This is a genomic window from Mesorhizobium sp. M0037 (assembly GCF_040323635.1).
Classification (GTDB): domain Bacteria; phylum Pseudomonadota; class Alphaproteobacteria; order Rhizobiales; family Rhizobiaceae; genus Mesorhizobium.
In genome coordinates this window covers 239,216-254,190 of the sequence record NZ_JAMYVB010000003.1, presented here as the reverse complement: position 1 = coordinate 254,190, position 14,975 = coordinate 239,216, and the positions used below count along the sequence as shown (strand labels likewise).

At 63.5% G+C, this 14,975-nt stretch carries 15 protein-coding genes; 5 read left to right on the top strand and 10 right to left on the bottom strand.

Annotated features, from left to right (window positions below):
- Both NKJ78_RS08185 and NKJ78_RS08180 read right to left on the bottom strand, forming a co-directional pair.
- Nucleotides 1-1,227, bottom strand: a complete 1,227-nt coding sequence (locus tag NKJ78_RS08185) for a Zn-dependent hydrolase (protein ID WP_352459617.1) — start codon at nt 1,225-1,227, stop codon at nt 1-3.
- Nucleotides 1,228-1,229: 2 nt separating this feature from the next.
- The gene (locus NKJ78_RS08180; protein WP_352459618.1) at nt 1,230-2,432 is read right to left on the bottom strand and encodes a diaminopropionate ammonia-lyase; all 1,203 of its coding nucleotides are present in this window, start codon (nt 2,430-2,432) and stop codon (nt 1,230-1,232) included.
- 103 nt (nt 2,433-2,535) lie between these two features.
- Here NKJ78_RS08180 and NKJ78_RS08175 point away from each other — a divergent pair, with 103 nt between their 5' ends.
- Nucleotides 2,536-3,012, top strand: coding sequence for an Lrp/AsnC family transcriptional regulator (locus NKJ78_RS08175; protein ID WP_023689068.1), 477 nt, complete (start codon nt 2,536-2,538; stop codon nt 3,010-3,012).
- A 58-nt stretch (nt 3,013-3,070) separates the two neighbouring features.
- On the opposite strand, the gene NKJ78_RS08170 is transcribed toward NKJ78_RS08175, so the two are convergent.
- The 6 genes from NKJ78_RS08170 to NKJ78_RS08145 all read right to left on the bottom strand — a co-directional run bounded on the left by NKJ78_RS08170 (nt 3,071) and on the right by NKJ78_RS08145 (nt 10,005).
- Nucleotides 3,071-5,179, bottom strand: a complete 2,109-nt coding sequence (locus NKJ78_RS08170; RefSeq protein WP_352562413.1) for a molybdopterin oxidoreductase family protein — start codon at nt 5,177-5,179, stop codon at nt 3,071-3,073.
- A gap of 158 nt (nt 5,180-5,337) precedes the next feature.
- Entirely contained in the window at nt 5,338-7,215 is a 1,878-nt protein-coding gene (locus NKJ78_RS08165; protein ID WP_023689073.1) for an ABC-F family ATP-binding cassette domain-containing protein, read from the bottom strand.
- A gap of 135 nt (nt 7,216-7,350) precedes the next feature.
- On the bottom strand, nt 7,351-7,797 hold the full coding sequence (locus NKJ78_RS08160; RefSeq protein ID WP_023670270.1) for a Ros/MucR family transcriptional regulator: 447 nt from the start codon (nt 7,795-7,797) through the stop codon (nt 7,351-7,353).
- Between the two features lie 166 nt (nt 7,798-7,963).
- Nucleotides 7,964-8,197, bottom strand: coding sequence for a hypothetical protein (locus NKJ78_RS08155; protein WP_023733893.1), 234 nt, complete (start codon nt 8,195-8,197; stop codon nt 7,964-7,966).
- On the bottom strand, nt 8,190-9,146 hold the full coding sequence (locus NKJ78_RS08150; protein WP_245259943.1) for a DMT family transporter: 957 nt from the start codon (nt 9,144-9,146) through the stop codon (nt 8,190-8,192). Before NKJ78_RS08150 ends, NKJ78_RS08155 begins: the two co-directional genes overlap by 8 nt.
- A gap of 25 nt (nt 9,147-9,171) precedes the next feature.
- A complete protein-coding gene (locus NKJ78_RS08145) occupies nt 9,172-10,005 on the bottom strand; it encodes a hypothetical protein (RefSeq protein ID WP_023684748.1) in 834 nt (277 codons plus the stop codon).
- Between the two features lie 111 nt (nt 10,006-10,116).
- Here NKJ78_RS08145 and NKJ78_RS08140 point away from each other — a divergent pair, with 111 nt between their 5' ends.
- Entirely contained in the window at nt 10,117-11,085 is a 969-nt protein-coding gene (locus NKJ78_RS08140) for a LysR substrate-binding domain-containing protein (protein ID WP_023735479.1), read from the top strand.
- Between the two features lie 235 nt (nt 11,086-11,320).
- Here NKJ78_RS08140 and NKJ78_RS08135 read toward each other — a convergent pair whose 3' ends face one another.
- A complete protein-coding gene (locus NKJ78_RS08135; RefSeq protein ID WP_023693936.1) occupies nt 11,321-11,473 on the bottom strand; it encodes a hypothetical protein in 153 nt (50 codons plus the stop codon).
- Nucleotides 11,474-11,609: 136 nt separating this feature from the next.
- Between NKJ78_RS08135 and NKJ78_RS08130 the strand changes: the two genes are divergently transcribed.
- From NKJ78_RS08130 to NKJ78_RS08120, 3 genes are all read left to right on the top strand, one after another.
- On the top strand, nt 11,610-11,777 hold the full coding sequence (locus NKJ78_RS08130) for a hypothetical protein (RefSeq protein ID WP_023695563.1): 168 nt from the start codon (nt 11,610-11,612) through the stop codon (nt 11,775-11,777).
- 50 nt (nt 11,778-11,827) lie between these two features.
- The gene (locus NKJ78_RS08125) at nt 11,828-13,909 is read left to right on the top strand and encodes an ATP-dependent helicase (RefSeq protein WP_352459620.1); all 2,082 of its coding nucleotides are present in this window, start codon (nt 11,828-11,830) and stop codon (nt 13,907-13,909) included.
- A gap of 158 nt (nt 13,910-14,067) precedes the next feature.
- Nucleotides 14,068-14,370, top strand: a complete 303-nt coding sequence (locus tag NKJ78_RS08120) for a DUF982 domain-containing protein (RefSeq protein WP_023670262.1) — start codon at nt 14,068-14,070, stop codon at nt 14,368-14,370.
- A gap of 34 nt (nt 14,371-14,404) precedes the next feature.
- On the opposite strand, the gene NKJ78_RS08115 is transcribed toward NKJ78_RS08120, so the two are convergent.
- Nucleotides 14,405-14,833, bottom strand: coding sequence for a sterol desaturase family protein (locus NKJ78_RS08115; RefSeq protein WP_352459621.1), 429 nt, complete (start codon nt 14,831-14,833; stop codon nt 14,405-14,407).
- Between the last annotated feature and the right edge of the window lie 142 nt (nt 14,834-14,975).

Here is a 14,975-nt window from a genome sequence, read left to right as displayed (position 1 = left end):
CTATCTTGCAAGCTCACTGGCGACATCAAGCAGGATGTTGGCGCCGGCGACAAGCTCGGCATCTTCAGTGTGTTCGCGCGGATTGTGGCTGATGCCACCGGCGCTCGGCACGAAGATCATCGCCGCCGGTGCGATGCGTGCCATCATCTGCGCGTCATGGCCGGCGCCCGATGTCATGCGCCTGACGCCGAGACCGCGGTTCTTCGCGGCCGCCTCGATCCGTTCGACGATGCCGCTGTCGAATAGCACCGGTTCGAAACGGGCCAGTTGCTCTGCCGAAATCGACAGGCTTTCGGCTGCAGCGAGCTCCTCGAGACAGGCAGCAAGGGCCGCCTCATGCGCCTGCAGGCGCTGTTCGTCGGGATCGCGCAGGTCGATGGTGAAGACGGCGCGCGCGGGAATGACGTTGATGGCGTTGGGTTCGAAGCGCATCGTGCCTACAGTGACCACGGTTGGCCCATTTGAAGCTTTCGCCCGGTCGTGCAGGAAGGTGATGATGCGGGCGGCGGCATGGCCGGCATCGCTGCGCATCGACATCGGCGTGGTGCCGGCATGGTTGGCGGCGCCGTCGATGGTGATGCGCTGCCAGCAAATGCCTTGCAAATTCTCGACCGCGCCGATCGGCACGCCTTCACGCTCCAGCACCGGCCCCTGCTCGATATGTAGTTCGAGATAGGCATGCGGCTTAAGGAAGCCGGGGTCGCGGTCGCCGGCATAGCCGATGCGGGCGAGCTCCTGGCCGAGCACGCTGCCATCCGTGCCGATGGCGGCCAGCACGGCCTCGGCGCTGACGCCACCGGCATCGCATAGCGAGCCCATCATATCAGGCGTGTAGCGCACACCTTCCTCATTGGTGAAAGCGGCGACCGCGACCGGGCGTGACGGCGAAAAGCCCGAAGCCTGCAGCGTCTCGATCACCTCCAGCCCGGCCAGCACGCCGTAGCAGCCATCATAGATGCCGGCATCGATGACGGTGTCGATATGCGAACCGATGAGCAGTGGCGCCTGCCCGGCATTGTCGGGGCATTGCCAGATGCCGAAAATATTGCCGACCCGGTCGATGGCGACTTCCAGCCTGGCCTGCCTGAGCCAGCCGACAAAGAGGTCACGGCCCTGTTTGTCTGTGTCGGAGGCGGCGAGCCGGATCAGCCTATCCTCACTGTCGCGGCCAACGGCGCCGAGTTCCCGGATGCGGCCAAGCAGACGCTGTGTATCGATCCCGATCATGGCTATGCCTCGGCCTTCAGCTTGCCGGCCAGCACATCGGCGGGGCTCTGCCCGACCAGCTCGGTATAGCGATGCGGGTCTGTGGCGCCTTCGGTGTTGATTACAAGCACGCGGGATTTGTCGTCGAGCCCGAGCGCGGCCTTGTGGTCGGCCACCGCCCGGATCAGCCCGGCCAGACCGACGCCGCCGCTTTCGCCGGCGACGATCACTGGATCATTGCCAGCCGGCCGTGCCAGCCGCCGCATCACCGCGACCGCCTCCTCCTCATCCACCGTCATGAAGGCATCGGCAACCCGCGCCAGAACGCGCCAGGCAACTTGCGAGGCCTCGTAGCATTCGAGCATCGCCATCACCGTCGGCTGGTCGTGTGCGACCTTGACCACGTGGCCCGCCCGGGCGGCTGCGACAACGCAGGCGGCGCGGGCCGGCTCGACGACGATGAAGGTCGGCCTGGCGTCACCGAGCACGATGGAGAGATGGCCGGCCAGGGCGGCGGCAATGCCGCCGACACCGGCCTGCACGAAGACATGGGTCGGCGGCTGCGGCAACTGGCCCAACGCTTCGCGCACGATCGCCGTATAGCCCTGCATGACCAGACCGGGGATGCGCTCGTAGCCCGGCCAGGAGGTGTCGGACACCACGGTCCAGCCTTGCTCCGCTGAAACCTCGGCGGCCTGCCTGACCGAGTCGTCATAATTGCCGTCGACGCGGATCATCTCGGCGTCATAGCGGGCTATTGCTGCAATGCGCGCCTCGCTGACGCCGGCGTGAACGAAGATTGCCGCTTTCGCGCCAACCAACTGTGCACCTTGCGCGACCGAGCGACCATGATTGCCGTCGGTGGCGCAGGCAACCGTCATGCCGGCAGCGACCGCCCGGACGTCGAACCGGTTGAGATCGGCCACGTCAACGGGCCGATGAAGCGATCGGCTCGCCTCCTCCAGCACCAGTCGAAAAACGGCATAGGCGCCGCCGAGCGCCTTGAAACTGCCGAGACCGAGGCGAAAGCCTTCATCCTTGATGTGGACGGCGCCGAGGCCGAGTTCCCCGGCCAGCGTCGGCAATGCATGCAACGGAGTTGCCAGGTGATTGTCGCGATGGGCCAGAAAGCGCTCGACCGTATCGGCGCCGGCATTCCCCAGCGTTTCGGCATCGACCGGATCGAGCGGCCGACGGTGCAAGGCATTGCTGTTGAGCAGGAACACGGGCGGCCTCCTTTGGGTGTGACGAAATCATATTGCAGCCGAGGCGCAAATAGCGCTGTTATTGGCGCTTCGAAATGCAAGTTTGTTTCCCCGGGATAGCGCTTTGCCTCGATCGCCTTCGCTCGACAGTTTCGACCTCGCCATCCTTGCCATCCTGCAGCGGGACAACACGACGCCGCAGCGGCTGATCGGCGAAGCCGTCAACCTGTCGGCGCCGGCGGTGCAGCGGCGCATCAAGCGCATGGAACAGTCCGGCGTCATTGCGGGCAATGTCGCCGTGGTCGACCCGGCGGCGGTCGGCCATCCCATCACCATCTTCGTCGAAGTGGAACTGGAGAGCGAACGCTCGGACCTGATCGACGCGGCCAAGCGGCAATTCTCGGCAGAGCCCGAAGTGCAGCAATGCTACTACGTCACCGGCGAGGCCGACTTCATCCTAGTCATCACCGCGGCCGACATGGGGGCCTATGAGGCCCTGACGCGCAGACTGTTCTTCGACAGCAAGAATGTCCGAAAATTCCGCACCTTCGTTGCCATGGACCGTGTCAAGGTGGGGCTGACGGTGCCTCTGCCGGGATAGCCAGTCACTTTTACGCAATTCCGGACGGAAAACCGCTCACACTTTTCCTGGAATTGCTTCAGCCAGCCGGCCGCAGCCAGACCTTGTTGTCGTGGAAGGCCGCACCGCCATAGGGCGCTGGTGCGTCGGCGCCGGTGAGCACATTGATGCCTTCGCCACGCTCATGGGCGCTGTTTGGCCAGATGCCCTCGGCGATCACCACGCCGCGCTTGAGGCCTTCGAACAGCTTTGCGTGCAGCACCACCTCGCCGCGCCGGTTGCCGACCTCGATACGGTCGCCGTCGCCCGAGCCAAGCGCGGCAGCGTCGTCCGGATGCAACAACAATTCCGGCCGGCCTTCCTTGGCCTTCGACACCGGCGTTTCCGAGAAGGTCGAATTGAGGAAGTTGCGCGCCGGTGATGTCGTCAGCCGGAACGGATGCTCCGCATCCGCGACCTCGATCAGGTCGACATGGTCGGGGAATTCGGGGAGTTCCGCCACCGGCCCGAACAGGCCCATGCTTTTCGGCGGCCGGTTGGGCGCCGCCTGCCCGCTCCAGTTGGCGCGGAAGTGAAATTTCTTGTCGGCATGGCCGAAACCATCGATGAAATGCGCCGCCTCGAAATCCGGCTGCAGGTCGACCCATTTGTCTTCCTTGAGGCTGGCGAAGGAGCCCAGCCCGCGCTTGCCGAGGATGATGTCGATATGCTGCTGCTCGGTCAGGCCAAAGCCCGGCCGGTCGGCGACGCCGAGACGCTGCGCCAATTGCTCGATGACGAAATGGTTGGTGCGCGGCCCTTCCGGCGGTTCGATCAGCTTGGGACCGAGCGTGATGTGCTGGTTGCCACCGCCCTTGTAGACGTCGTCATGCTCGAGAAACATCGTTGCCGGCAAAACGACATCGGCAAGCTTTGCCGTGTCGGTCATGAACTGTTCGTGCACGCAGGTGAACAGGTCATCACGCAGAAAACCATGTTTCACCAGCCGCTGCTCGGGTGCGACATTCACCGGGTTGGTGTTCTGGATCAGCATCGCCGTCACCGGCGGGCCACCGTAAAGCGCGTCCGCTGCGCCGGTCAGCACCGGACCGATGCGCGACTGGTCGAGATGGCGAATATTGGGATCGCGCATCGCGGTGCCTTCCAGCACATCCTGGTTGAGCTTGAAGATGCCGGAATTGGAATGGAAGGCACCGCCACCCTCATATTGCCAGGCGCCGGTGACGGCGGCGATGCCGGACGCCGCGTGCATGTTGACCGAACCATTGCGCTGACGCCCAAAGCCATAGCCGAGGCGGAAATAGGTTTTCCTCGTCGTGCCGACGAGGCGGGCGAAAGCCTCGATCTCGGTGACGGCAAGACCGGTGATGGCGGAAGCCCATTCCGGCGTGCGCGTCTCCAGATGCGCTTCCAGCCCCTTCGGATCGTCGGTGTATCTTTCGAGATAGGCGCGGTCGGCCATGCCTTCCCTGAACAGCACATGCATGACCGCGCAGGCCAGCGCGCCATCGGTGCCGGGCTTCAGCACAAGGCCTATATCGGCCTGCTTCATCGTCGCGTTCTCGTAGACATCGATGACGACGATCCTGGCGCCACGCTCCTTCCGCGCCTTGATGGCGTGGGTCATGACATTGACCTGCGTGACCACGGCATTGGTGCCCCAGATCACCACGCAGTCGGACTTCGCCATCTCGCGCGGATCGGGACCGCGCAAGGCGCCCGCTCCCATCATCCAGCCGGTCCAGGCCAGATTGGTGCAGATCGAGCCGAAGAAGCCGGAGTATTTTTTCGCATGGCGCAGCCGGTCGATGCCGTCGCGCTGCACCAGCCCCATCGTGCCGGCATAGAAATAAGGCCAGACGGTCTCGGAGCCGTATTTTTCCTCGGCCGCGATGAAGTTCTCGGCGACGACGTCGAGTGCCGCTTCCCAGCTGGATTCCTTCCAGACGCCGTCGCCCTTGGCGCCGGCGCGCATCAGCGGCTTCAGCAGTCGGTCCGGATGATGGACACGATCGGCATAGCGCGCGACCTTGGCGCAGACGACGCCAGCCGTATACGTATTGGACTTGGCGCCATGGACACGGCCGATGCGGTTGCCATCGAGCAGCTCGACCTCGAGCGCGCAGGTCGAAGGGCAATCATGCGGACAGGCGGAGTGGCCGATTCTGAGCTTGGCGTGCTGGTTCATGCGGCGTTTTTAGCGGGTTTCGCGGGCGGCGTGTAGGGCCAGATCTTACCGTCCCCTTGATGGGGAGGGTCGGCGCGCAGCGCCGGGGTGGGGTGCGGCGCAGACCCCCGCCCCGCTCGGCTTTGCGGATCGACCCTCCCCACAAGGGGGAGGGTAAATCACTCCGCCGTGCCTTCCTCGTACTCGGCCGACATGGTCAGCCACTTTTCCTCGTGACCGGCAAGCTGCTGTGCCAGTTGCGAGCGCTCCTTGGCCAGCCGGGTCGCCGTCGATGGATCCTTCTCGTATACCGCCGGATTGGCGAGTTCATCCTCGATCAGGTCGATGCGCTTGCGGATGCGGTCCATCAGCGCTTCGGTGGCGCGGATTTCCTTTGCCAGCGGCTCGAAGGCGGCGCGGCGCGCCGCGGCATCGCGGCGGCGATCGGCCTTGGATGCCTTCTCGGCCTCGCGCTTGCCGCGTCGGTCGCCGGACACGCCGGTGACCAGCGTCTTGTAGTCCTCAAGGTCGCCGTCATACGGGTTGACCGCCCCGTCCTTGACCAGCCACAGCCGGTCGGCGGTCGCTTCCAGCAGATGGCGGTCATGCGAGATGAGGATGACGGCGCCGGGAAACTCGTTCAGCGCATGGATCAGGGACTCGCGGCTGTCGATGTCCAAATGGTTGGTCGGTTCGTCGAGGATGAACAGGTTTGGCCCCTCAAAGGCCGACAGGCCCATCAGCAGGCGCGCCTTCTCGCCGCCGGACAGGTCCTTGGCGGCGGTGTTCATCTTCTCGGTGGTGAGACCGAACTGGGCGACGCGGCCACGTACCTTGGATTCCGGCGCCTCCGGCATCAGCCGGCGGACATGCTCGTAGGCGTTTTCATCAGGCCTGAGATCGTCGAGCTGATGCTGCGCGAAGATCGCCACCTTCAGGCCCGGCGCCACCGTCATGGTGCCGGTTTCCTGCTTCAGCCGGCCCGAGAGAAGCTTGGCGAAGGTCGACTTGCCGTTGCCGTTGGCGCCGAGCAGCGCGATGCGATCGTCGGCATCGATGCGCAACGTCATCTTCTTCAGGATCGGCTGGCCCTCGGTGTAGCCGACATTGACGTTGTTCAAGGCAATGATCGGCGACGCCACCGTTTTCACCGGTTCGGGGAAAGAGAACGGCCGCACCGTGTCGTTCACGATCGCGGCAATCGGCTTCATCTTCTCCAGCGCCTTGATGCGCGACTGCGCCTGTCTCGCCTTCGAAGCCTTGGCTCGAAAACGCTCGACGAAGGATTCCATGTGCTTGCGGGCGGCTTCCTGCTTGACACGGCCCTTCTCCTGCAACTCCTTCTGCTCGGTGTACTGGCGCTCGAACTGGTCGTAGCCGCCGCGCCAGAAGGTCAGCTTCTTCTGGTCGAGATGAACGATGGAATTGACGGCGCGGTTGAGCAGGTCGCGATCGTGCGAGATCAGAAGCACCGTGTGCGGATATTTCGACACGTAGTTTTCCAACCAAAGCGTGCCTTCGAGATCGAGATAGTTGGTCGGCTCGTCAAGCAGCAGAAGGTCGGGCTCGGCAAACAGCACCGCGGCGAGCGCCACACGCATGCGCCAGCCGCCGGAGAAGGACGAGGCCGGGCGGCGCTGCGCGGCGTCGTCGAAGCCAAGGCCAGCGAGGATGGTGGCCGCGCGAGATTCCGCCGAATGCGCATCGATATCCGCCAGCCGCATATGGATGTCGGCAATGCGGTGCGCGTCGGTGGCGGTCTTTTCCTCCTCGAGCAATGCGGTGCGCTCGAGGTCGGCCTTGAGCACGATTTCGATCAGCGGCTCCTCGGTGCCGGGCGCTTCCTGCGCCACCTGGCCGATGCGGGTGTTCTTGGGCAGGCTGATCGAGCCGGTCTCGGAGGGAAAGTCGCCGGTGATGGCCTTGAACAGCGTCGTCTTGCCGGTGCCGTTGCGGCCGACGAGGCCGGCCTTGGTGCCGGCCGGCAAGGTCAGCGAGGCATGATCGAGAAGCAAGCGTCCGGCCATGCGGAGCGAAAGATCGTTGATGATAAGCATGCCGGGGCTTTTGCACGGGAGGGCGGCGCTTCGCAAGGGCCTGGGCGCTGGCGGGGGCATAAGGCATGAAGACGGCGCCCCTTAACGGCGCCGTCCATTGCAAACAGCAGACTGACTTTTCAGAGGCTGCCTGGTTCAGGCTTTGGGTTTGCGCTTCGTCACCTTGGCCGCGGCGGCCGGAACGGCCGGCTTGCGGCCGAGGCCCGAGGACTTGGCCAGTGCCGAACGGGTCGCGGAGTAGTTCGGCGCCACCATCGGATAGTCCGACGGCAAGCCCCATTTGCCACGATATTCCTCCGGGCTGAGACCATGGTCGGTCATCAGGTGGCGTTTCAGCGACTTGAATTTCTTGCCATCTTCCAGACAGACGATGTGGTCGGGAAACACCGACCGCTTCGGATTGACAGCGGGGTTCAGCGCGGGGCTTTCCACGGCGGCAATGCTGCCCAGCTTGCGCACCGATGCGCTGACGCTGGCGATCAGATCCGGCAGGCCGGACGCAGGGAGAGGATTGTTGCCGACATAGGCCGAGACGATGTCAGCAGTCAGTTCAATAGCGGTCTTGCTGTCGATGGTGTGCAATTCTGTTTCTCCCGCCGGTCATGAAGTTGCCGGCTTTTTTTAAGACTTCTCTTGATGTATCGACCTAGCTGCACCCCCCAACGGGTCGCTAAGTCTCAATAAACGATCAAGAATCGGAACAGGAGGATGTTTCCACAACAGGTTGCAACGTTGCAAATTAGAAAATCTAATACTTGGAAACGGCCGACTTCGCGCCAGCAGATTTCAACTGCACGGACCCGGCAGGTTTGGAGTCGGCCAGTATCTCCAGAATGCGCTTCCAGCGGGCGCACCGGCCGAAATCTTTTTGCTCTATCGCCTTTTCGGCCTTCATGGCGGCGTAGAGCGGCGCCTCGGCGCCGAACTCCTTGAGCAGCCAGAATGCTTCCTGTCTGGCGAGGCGTTCATCGTCGTCAAGCATGTTCAGCCTCCGAGCGTTCTATGCCCACCGCAATACAGCTGCCGATGACGAGGACCGCACCGGCTATCGCGGTCAGCGTCAGCCTTTCGCCCGACAGCGTCAGCAGCAGCGTCGATGCGATCGGCGTCAGATAGGCGATGACCGCAACCTTGCCGCCGCCTTCAAGCTTCAAGGCGCGCGACCAGAAATAATATCCCAGCCCCATCGGGCCGGCGCCGAGATAGAGGCCAAGCAGGAGGTGCTCGCTGGATGGCCAGGCTGCGCCGTCGTGAATACACCATAGCAAGGTCAGGCCGACGCCGACCAATGCCGAAGGCAAAAGCAAACGCTCCGACGGTGTGGCCAGGCGGGCGACCGCAATCGAATAGAAGGCCATGCACAGCGCCGAGCCGAAGGCAGCGAGATAGCCGACGATGCTGCCCTGGAGAAAAGGCTGGCCGCGACCACCCGAGATCACCAGCGCCACGCCGACAAAGCCGAACACGGCAGTCAAACCCAGCAGCACGGGGCGTTGCCGCTTGCCCAGCACGATGACCGCCGCCGCGACCATCAGCGGCCAGGTGTAGGCGACGAGATTGGCCTCGATCACCGGCATGGAGGCAAAGGCGATGTATTGCAGCACCATGGTGCCGACCAGGCCAATAAAGCCGACCGCGACCGGCGCCAGGGTGCCGTCAGCACCCTTGGCAAAGGCTGCGTCTTGCGTGTCCCCCTTCCGGCTCGCCAGATGGATGACGGCGAACACCAGAGCCGCTCCACAAAACTGCAGCAACTGCACGAGCGACACCGGATGGCTGGCCAGCAGGGATTTGCCGACCAGCGCGTTGGTCGACCACAGGGCGACCGCGCCGGCGGCGAAGACCAGGGCCGACGGCGAGCCCGATCCACCCCGGAATCGCCGAGACGGTGCCTTGTCCTTATCGCCGACCATGATGTTACCGACGGCCAAACAGGCGTCCACTTCTATGCTCTGGCTACCATGATTCCCTTGATCCGCCCGGGACCGGCGCATCGGTCGCCGCCGCAACCGGACGCTCTTCCTCGAAGCGGCGATAGGCCGGCAGCTGGTTCGTCCAGACGTCTTCGGCCAGTTCGTTGACCCATTCGCGATCGTGATCATTGTCGGCTGCGAGATAGAACATGCGATTGTCGTCGACGTAGGGCTTGGCCACAGAGCGCTGGTTGAGGACCAGCGTGACGCGTGAGCCGAGCTGGATCGGCGCGGTGCGGTGCAGCACACCGAGAAACTGACCGAGTGTGGCGTAGTTCATCTTGTGGTCGATGCGCATGACCTGGTTGCGCGGAATCTCGCGGCCGGATTCAAGGATGGCGCGGCCGGTCTCGGAATCGTCGCAGTAGATTTCGAGATGGCCGCCGACCAGCGGATTGCTGATCGACAGCGGAATGAGTTCGGTGACCGGGACACCGTCGCAATGCCAATCGACGGCGCCGTCCTTGGGATTCATGAAAGTGACGGTCGAGCCGACGATCGACAGCGGATAGGGCTCGAGCTTGGTGCCCATCATGTCGGACAGACGTTCCAGGCGCAGCTTGTCATGCAGCAGTTCCTTGATCTCCGGGATGAAACGGTCGGCGCCGGTGATGAAGGTCAGATCGAGGTGCTTGTGCACGGCGTGGCTGGCCTTGAGCTTCAACGCCGCCTCTTCGATCGCCGCCAGCAGCGCCGGGTCGTAGCCATGCAGATACTGCGCAACGCCGAAACCCGACACTTTCCAGGCCGTCTCATGACCGATAATGGCTTCTCGGCTCATCGCGTAGCGCAGTTCAGGTATGGTATGGGCGTTCATTCTACTTCTCCAGGATGGGGGCATCACTTGGTAAACTGTCGATTAATTTCCCCACCCCTGTAAAATTAGGAATGCTGGTGCTAGTGTAAGCCCAGCTTAAGGTCGAAACGCGTGCGTCTGCTCAGTCAGGTCAACCTCAATTCGCTGAAGATTGTCGAAAGTGCCGCCCGGCACCGTAACTTCACGCGCGCCGGCGAAGAGCAGTTTATTACTGCTTCCGCCGTCAGCCAGCGCGTCAAAAGCCTCGAGGAACAGCTGCGCTTCAAGATCTTCCAGCGCGGCGGCAATGCGGTGTCGCTGACGCCCGAGGGCGAGACCTATGTGTCGCGCGTTCGCGAGGCGCTGGAGCGCATCGTGGCGGCCAGCATGGAGGCGACCGGACAGTCGCAGGCACATGTGCTGAAGATTTCGGTGCTGCCGACGTTCGCGGCGCGCTGGCTGTTTGCCCGCCTGCCGCTGTTCCAGCGGCAATATCCCGAAATCGAAATGCGGGTTTCGACCTCCTACGCCGCCAATGAGTTCGCCACCTCCGAGTTCGACCTCGAGATCCGCTATGGCGACGGCAGCTTTCCCGACCTCAAAGCGGACCTGCTGTTCAAGGAGGATTTGACGCCGGTGTGCAGCAGGAAGCTGTTCCACGAAGTTCTCGGCGACAGGCCGCCGTCAAAGGTGACGCCGGACGACCTCAGGCATTTCACGCTGCTGCATTCCGACACCTGCACGCAGAACTGGCAGTCGTGGCTGGGTTTTGCCGGCGCGAGTTCCGTGCTCGGCGAGACCAAGAGCATCTATTTCGATTCCTGCATGATGTCCTATGAGGCGGCCAATGCCGGCATGGGCTTTGCAGTCGCCAACCGCGCCTATATGGCGAGCGAGATCCGCGCAGAGCGGCTGGTGGCGCCGTTTGCCGTGCATCACCCCAACACCGCCGGCTGGTATTTCGTCTGCCCGGTCACCGCGCCCTACACGCGCAAGGTGGAATTGTTCAAGCAGTGGATCATGGCCGAGGCGGCGCTGACGCAGTGCCAGTTGGACGCCGGGATTGCCGGCGGCCCGGTGCTGCGCAAGGCCATTGCCTGAGGTCGGATTCTTTCCGCGGCCTTGCGGGATTTGTGGTCTTTTCTGCTGGTTTTGCGCAGACGGCACGAGCAGAACCGGCACGAAAACTGCCACCTCATGACGCAGGCGAGAGACTCAGCTATCTTCGGTTGTTGCGGCGGACCTGATATCCGCCTGGCCGGCGCTATCAGCTCACCTCCCAAGCGGCGCCGGCCTTCTTCTCCTGAAAGCCATTTCTCGTCTCCCGCTAAAACGATCATTGCGCCGGCTGATCGCCGCTGGCCGCCGGCTTTGGCGCCGAATCCGTCTGCGGGGTTTGATCGAGCACCGGGGCTTTGGTTGGCTGGATGTCGCCGTCGCAGGCGGCGAGCGCCAAGCTGGCGGCCAACAGAATCAGAAGCCTCTTCATAGCGACCTCCTAGGTCTGCCCTCTCCTTCGTAAGGCAACGAGGTGGTTCGGCTTTGGTTGCACGCTCGCAAACGACGCCGCGTCGGCTGGAACCAAACGGCGGCTCTGAGGTTGGTTGCCCAAAGGAGATCGCGCCATGATCCGTCTGCTCATTACCGGCATTTTCGCTTACGCGACCTATCGCATCGCCAAGGAGATCATCAAGGACGTGCCCGACAATTTCGATCCGTTGCCGGTGCCTGGCGACGAACGCGCCACTTTGCGGCGCCAGTCGGCGGCAACGCGTGTCGCGCCACGGCGATAGGGGCGACTTCGGCCCGTTGCGAACAAAGCGGAAACGATGCTTGATAGGCGATGACCATCGCCATCAATGATTCGTCCTTGCAGCCCGCCTATCTGACGAAGCTCAACGCCGAGCAGCGGCTCGCCGTCGAACATGGCGACGGCCAGATCGCCGGGCCGCTGCTGGTGATCGCCGGCGCCGGCTCCGGCAAGACCAACACGCTCGCCCACCGGGTTGCGCATCTGATCGTCAAGGGGGCTGATCCCAGACGCATTCTGCTTATGACATTCTCGCGCCGCGCCGCCACCGAAATGGCCAGGCGGGTCGAACGCATCGCCGGCGAGGTGCTGGGCCGAGACGCGTCCGTCATCGCCGATGCGCTGGCCTGGGCCGGCACGTTTCACGGCATCGGCGCCAGGCTGCTGCGTGACTATGCGCTGACGATCGGCCTCGACCCCGCCTTTACCATCCATGACCGCGAGGATTCCGCCGACCTGATGAATCTTGCCCGGCATGAGCTTGGATTCTCGAAGACCGAAAGCCGGTTTCCGACCAAGGGCACCTGCCTGGCGATCTATTCGCGCGCCGTCAACGCGCAGGCGCCGCTTGGCGAGGTGCTGGGTTCGGCCTTTCCCTGGTGCTCGGGGTGGGCAGAACAGCTGAAAGAGCTGTTCGCCGGATATGTCGAGGCCAAGCAGGCGCAGAACGTGCTCGATTACGACGACCTCCTGCTCTACTGGGCGCAGATGGCCGCCGAGCCGGAGATCGCGGCGCATCTGGGCTCGCGCTTCGACCATGTGCTGGTCGACGAATACCAGGACACCAACCGGCTGCAGGCCTCGATCCTTTCGGCGCTGAAGCCGGACGGCGCCGGACTGACAGTGGTGGGCGACGACGCGCAGTCGATCTATTCGTTTCGCGCCGCCGAAGTGCGCAACATCCTCGATTTCCCGCAACAATTCGCGCGAGCCGCCGATGTCATCATGCTGGAGCGCAACTACCGCTCGACCGAGACCATTTTGGCGGCAGCCAATGCGGTCATCTCGGAGGCATCGGAGCGCTTCACCAAGAACCTCTGGTCGCAGCGCAAATCCTCGCAAAGGCCGAAACTGGTCAGCGTGCGCGACGAGGCGGAGCAGGCGAACTATGTCTGCCAGGCCATCCTGGCCGAGCGCGAGGCCGGCACGGTGCTGAAATCGCAGGCGGTGCTGTTTCGCGCCTCGCACCACAGCGGCCCGCTGGAGATCGAACTGACGCGCCGCAACATCCCCTTCGTCAAGTTCGGCGGGCTCAAATTCCTCGACGCCGCCCATGTCAAGGACGTGCTTTCGGTGCTGCGTTTTGCCGAGAACCCGCGCGACCGCGTCGCCGGCTTCCGCGTGCTGCAGCTCCTGCCCGGCATCGGCCCTTCGGCGGCGAGCACCATCGTCGAGACCATGGCGACATCGCTCGACGAGGAAATGGGGCTGGCCCGCTACCGGCCGCCGCAACGCGCGGCTGAGGACTGGCCAGCCTTCGTTGCGCTTTATTCCGGCCTGCGCGCCCGGTCGGGGAAATGGCCGGCCGATCTCGAACAGGTCAGGCTGTGGTACGAGCCGCATCTTGAGCGCATCCACGAGGATGCGACGACGCGGCGAGCCGACCTCATGCAGCTCGAGCAGATCGGTTCCGGCTATGCTTCGCGCGAGCGCTTCCTGACCGAGCTGACGCTGGATCCACCGGATGCGACCAGCGACCAGGCCGGGCCGCCGCACCGCGACGAGGACTATCTGATCCTGTCGACCATTCATTCGGCCAAGGGCCAGGAATGGAAGAACGTCTTCGTGCTCAACACCGTCGATGGCTGCATCCCGGCCGATCTCGGCGTCGGCACCAAGGAAGACATCGAGGAGGAGCGCCGGCTGCTTTACGTCGCGATGACGCGGGCCAAGGACGGCCTGCATCTGGTGACGCCGCAGCGCTTCTTCACTCACGGCCAGGCAGCGCGCGGCGACCGCCACGTCTATGCCTCGCGAACCCGTTTCATCCCGGCCTCGATCCTCGGCGCCTTCGAGCAGACGTCGTGGGCGAGCGTCCACGCCAAGGACGATCCGCGCCACAGACCTGAAGTCCGCGTCGACCTCGGCGCCCGCATGCGCGGCATGTGGAAATAGCCGCAACCGCGAATGCCGGCAGGGAGCGACCTCAAGAGCAAATCGTCCTGTCATGGCATCTCTCAGGGAACCTCGGGCCGCCAGCCGCGTTTTCTGGCGTCCAACCCGCGATCGGAGGGCGGCGGCCGCCGCCCTTCCGCCCATCCAGAGAGGCCAGAATGCACGACGCGATGTTCTTCACCCCGGTTGCCGTTAGCGTTGGCGCCGGCCACAAACGCATGCTCGCCTCGCTGTTCGAGATGCATGATTTCCTGACCGAATTTCCGCCGTCACGCCGGCGCCTGAGCTATGGCGCGGCCGTGAGGGCTTGCGAGGCGGCACGCGCCGGCGAAATCTCGACTGAGGCCGCACGCGATGCCCTGATCACCTTTGCAGTCACGGCAGGCATCCTCTGGCCCGCGGTCCAGCCGGCCGTCTCGGTCAAGCCGGTCGCACACGGTTATGGCGGCTACGCCGTCTGAGACGGCCGGGACCGGGCCTGCCCAGCAAAAAAGATCACTCGGACTTGCCGGCAGACGTCGGCGAGGCCTCTGCCAGCCTTGCCGGCGGGGCGGTCTGTTCGGTGTTGCCGACAAACAGTTGATCGCCGACAAAGGGACAGGCAAGCTGCCGATGATAGAGCGAGGGAACCGGGTTATCGGTGCCGTATTTCTGCGGCATCCTGTCGGGCATGAACAATGTGCCTCCCAGCATGTCGAGCAAAGGCAGCTGCCCGGCGAAATTCTTGCCCCAGGCTTCGCGCTCATTGGCATGATGCCAGTGATGAAATTGCGGTGACGCCAGCAGCCATTTCAAAGGTCCGAACCCGCCTTGAGGTCTACGAGATTGGATACCCTGCCCTCGTTGTGGCCGAAGATCAGCTCGCCAGAGATTAACTCCAAGGAATAAACGGATTGCTGACGGCTGGCGGCTGCTGATCTCCATAAAATCGAGATTCCGAGCTTTAAGCGATATTTCCAGCCACTTTCATGCAATATCGCGACTATCGCGAAGTCGTTCCCAGAAGCGGTAGTTTTACCTGCAACAGGCGAACAAATATGTTTGCCGGTGCTGCACCAAAAATTCG

Coding starts and splice junctions, on each gene's coding strand:
- NKJ78_RS08185 (WP_352459617.1), bottom strand. CDS start 1,227: ATGATCGGGATCGATACACAGCGTCTGCTTGGCCGCATCCGGGAACTC.
- NKJ78_RS08170 (WP_352562413.1), bottom strand. CDS start 5,179: ATGAACCAGCACGCCAAGCTCAGAATCGGCCACTCCGCCTGTCCGCAT.
- NKJ78_RS08165 (WP_023689073.1), bottom strand. CDS start 7,215: ATGCTTATCATCAACGATCTTTCGCTCCGCATGGCCGGACGCTTGCTT.
- NKJ78_RS08155 (WP_023733893.1), bottom strand. CDS start 8,197: ATGCTTGACGACGATGAACGCCTCGCCAGACAGGAAGCATTCTGGCTG.
- NKJ78_RS08145 (WP_023684748.1), bottom strand. CDS start 10,005: ATGAACGCCCATACCATACCTGAACTGCGCTACGCGATGAGCCGAGAA.
- NKJ78_RS08135 (WP_023693936.1), bottom strand. CDS start 11,473: ATGAAGAGGCTTCTGATTCTGTTGGCCGCCAGCTTGGCGCTCGCCGCC.
- NKJ78_RS08130 (WP_023695563.1), top strand. CDS start 11,610: ATGATCCGTCTGCTCATTACCGGCATTTTCGCTTACGCGACCTATCGC.
- NKJ78_RS08125 (WP_352459620.1), top strand. CDS start 11,828: ATGACCATCGCCATCAATGATTCGTCCTTGCAGCCCGCCTATCTGACG.
- NKJ78_RS08120 (WP_023670262.1), top strand. CDS start 14,068: ATGCACGACGCGATGTTCTTCACCCCGGTTGCCGTTAGCGTTGGCGCC.
- NKJ78_RS08115 (WP_352459621.1), bottom strand. CDS start 14,833: ATGGAGATCAGCAGCCGCCAGCCGTCAGCAATCCGTTTATTCCTTGGA.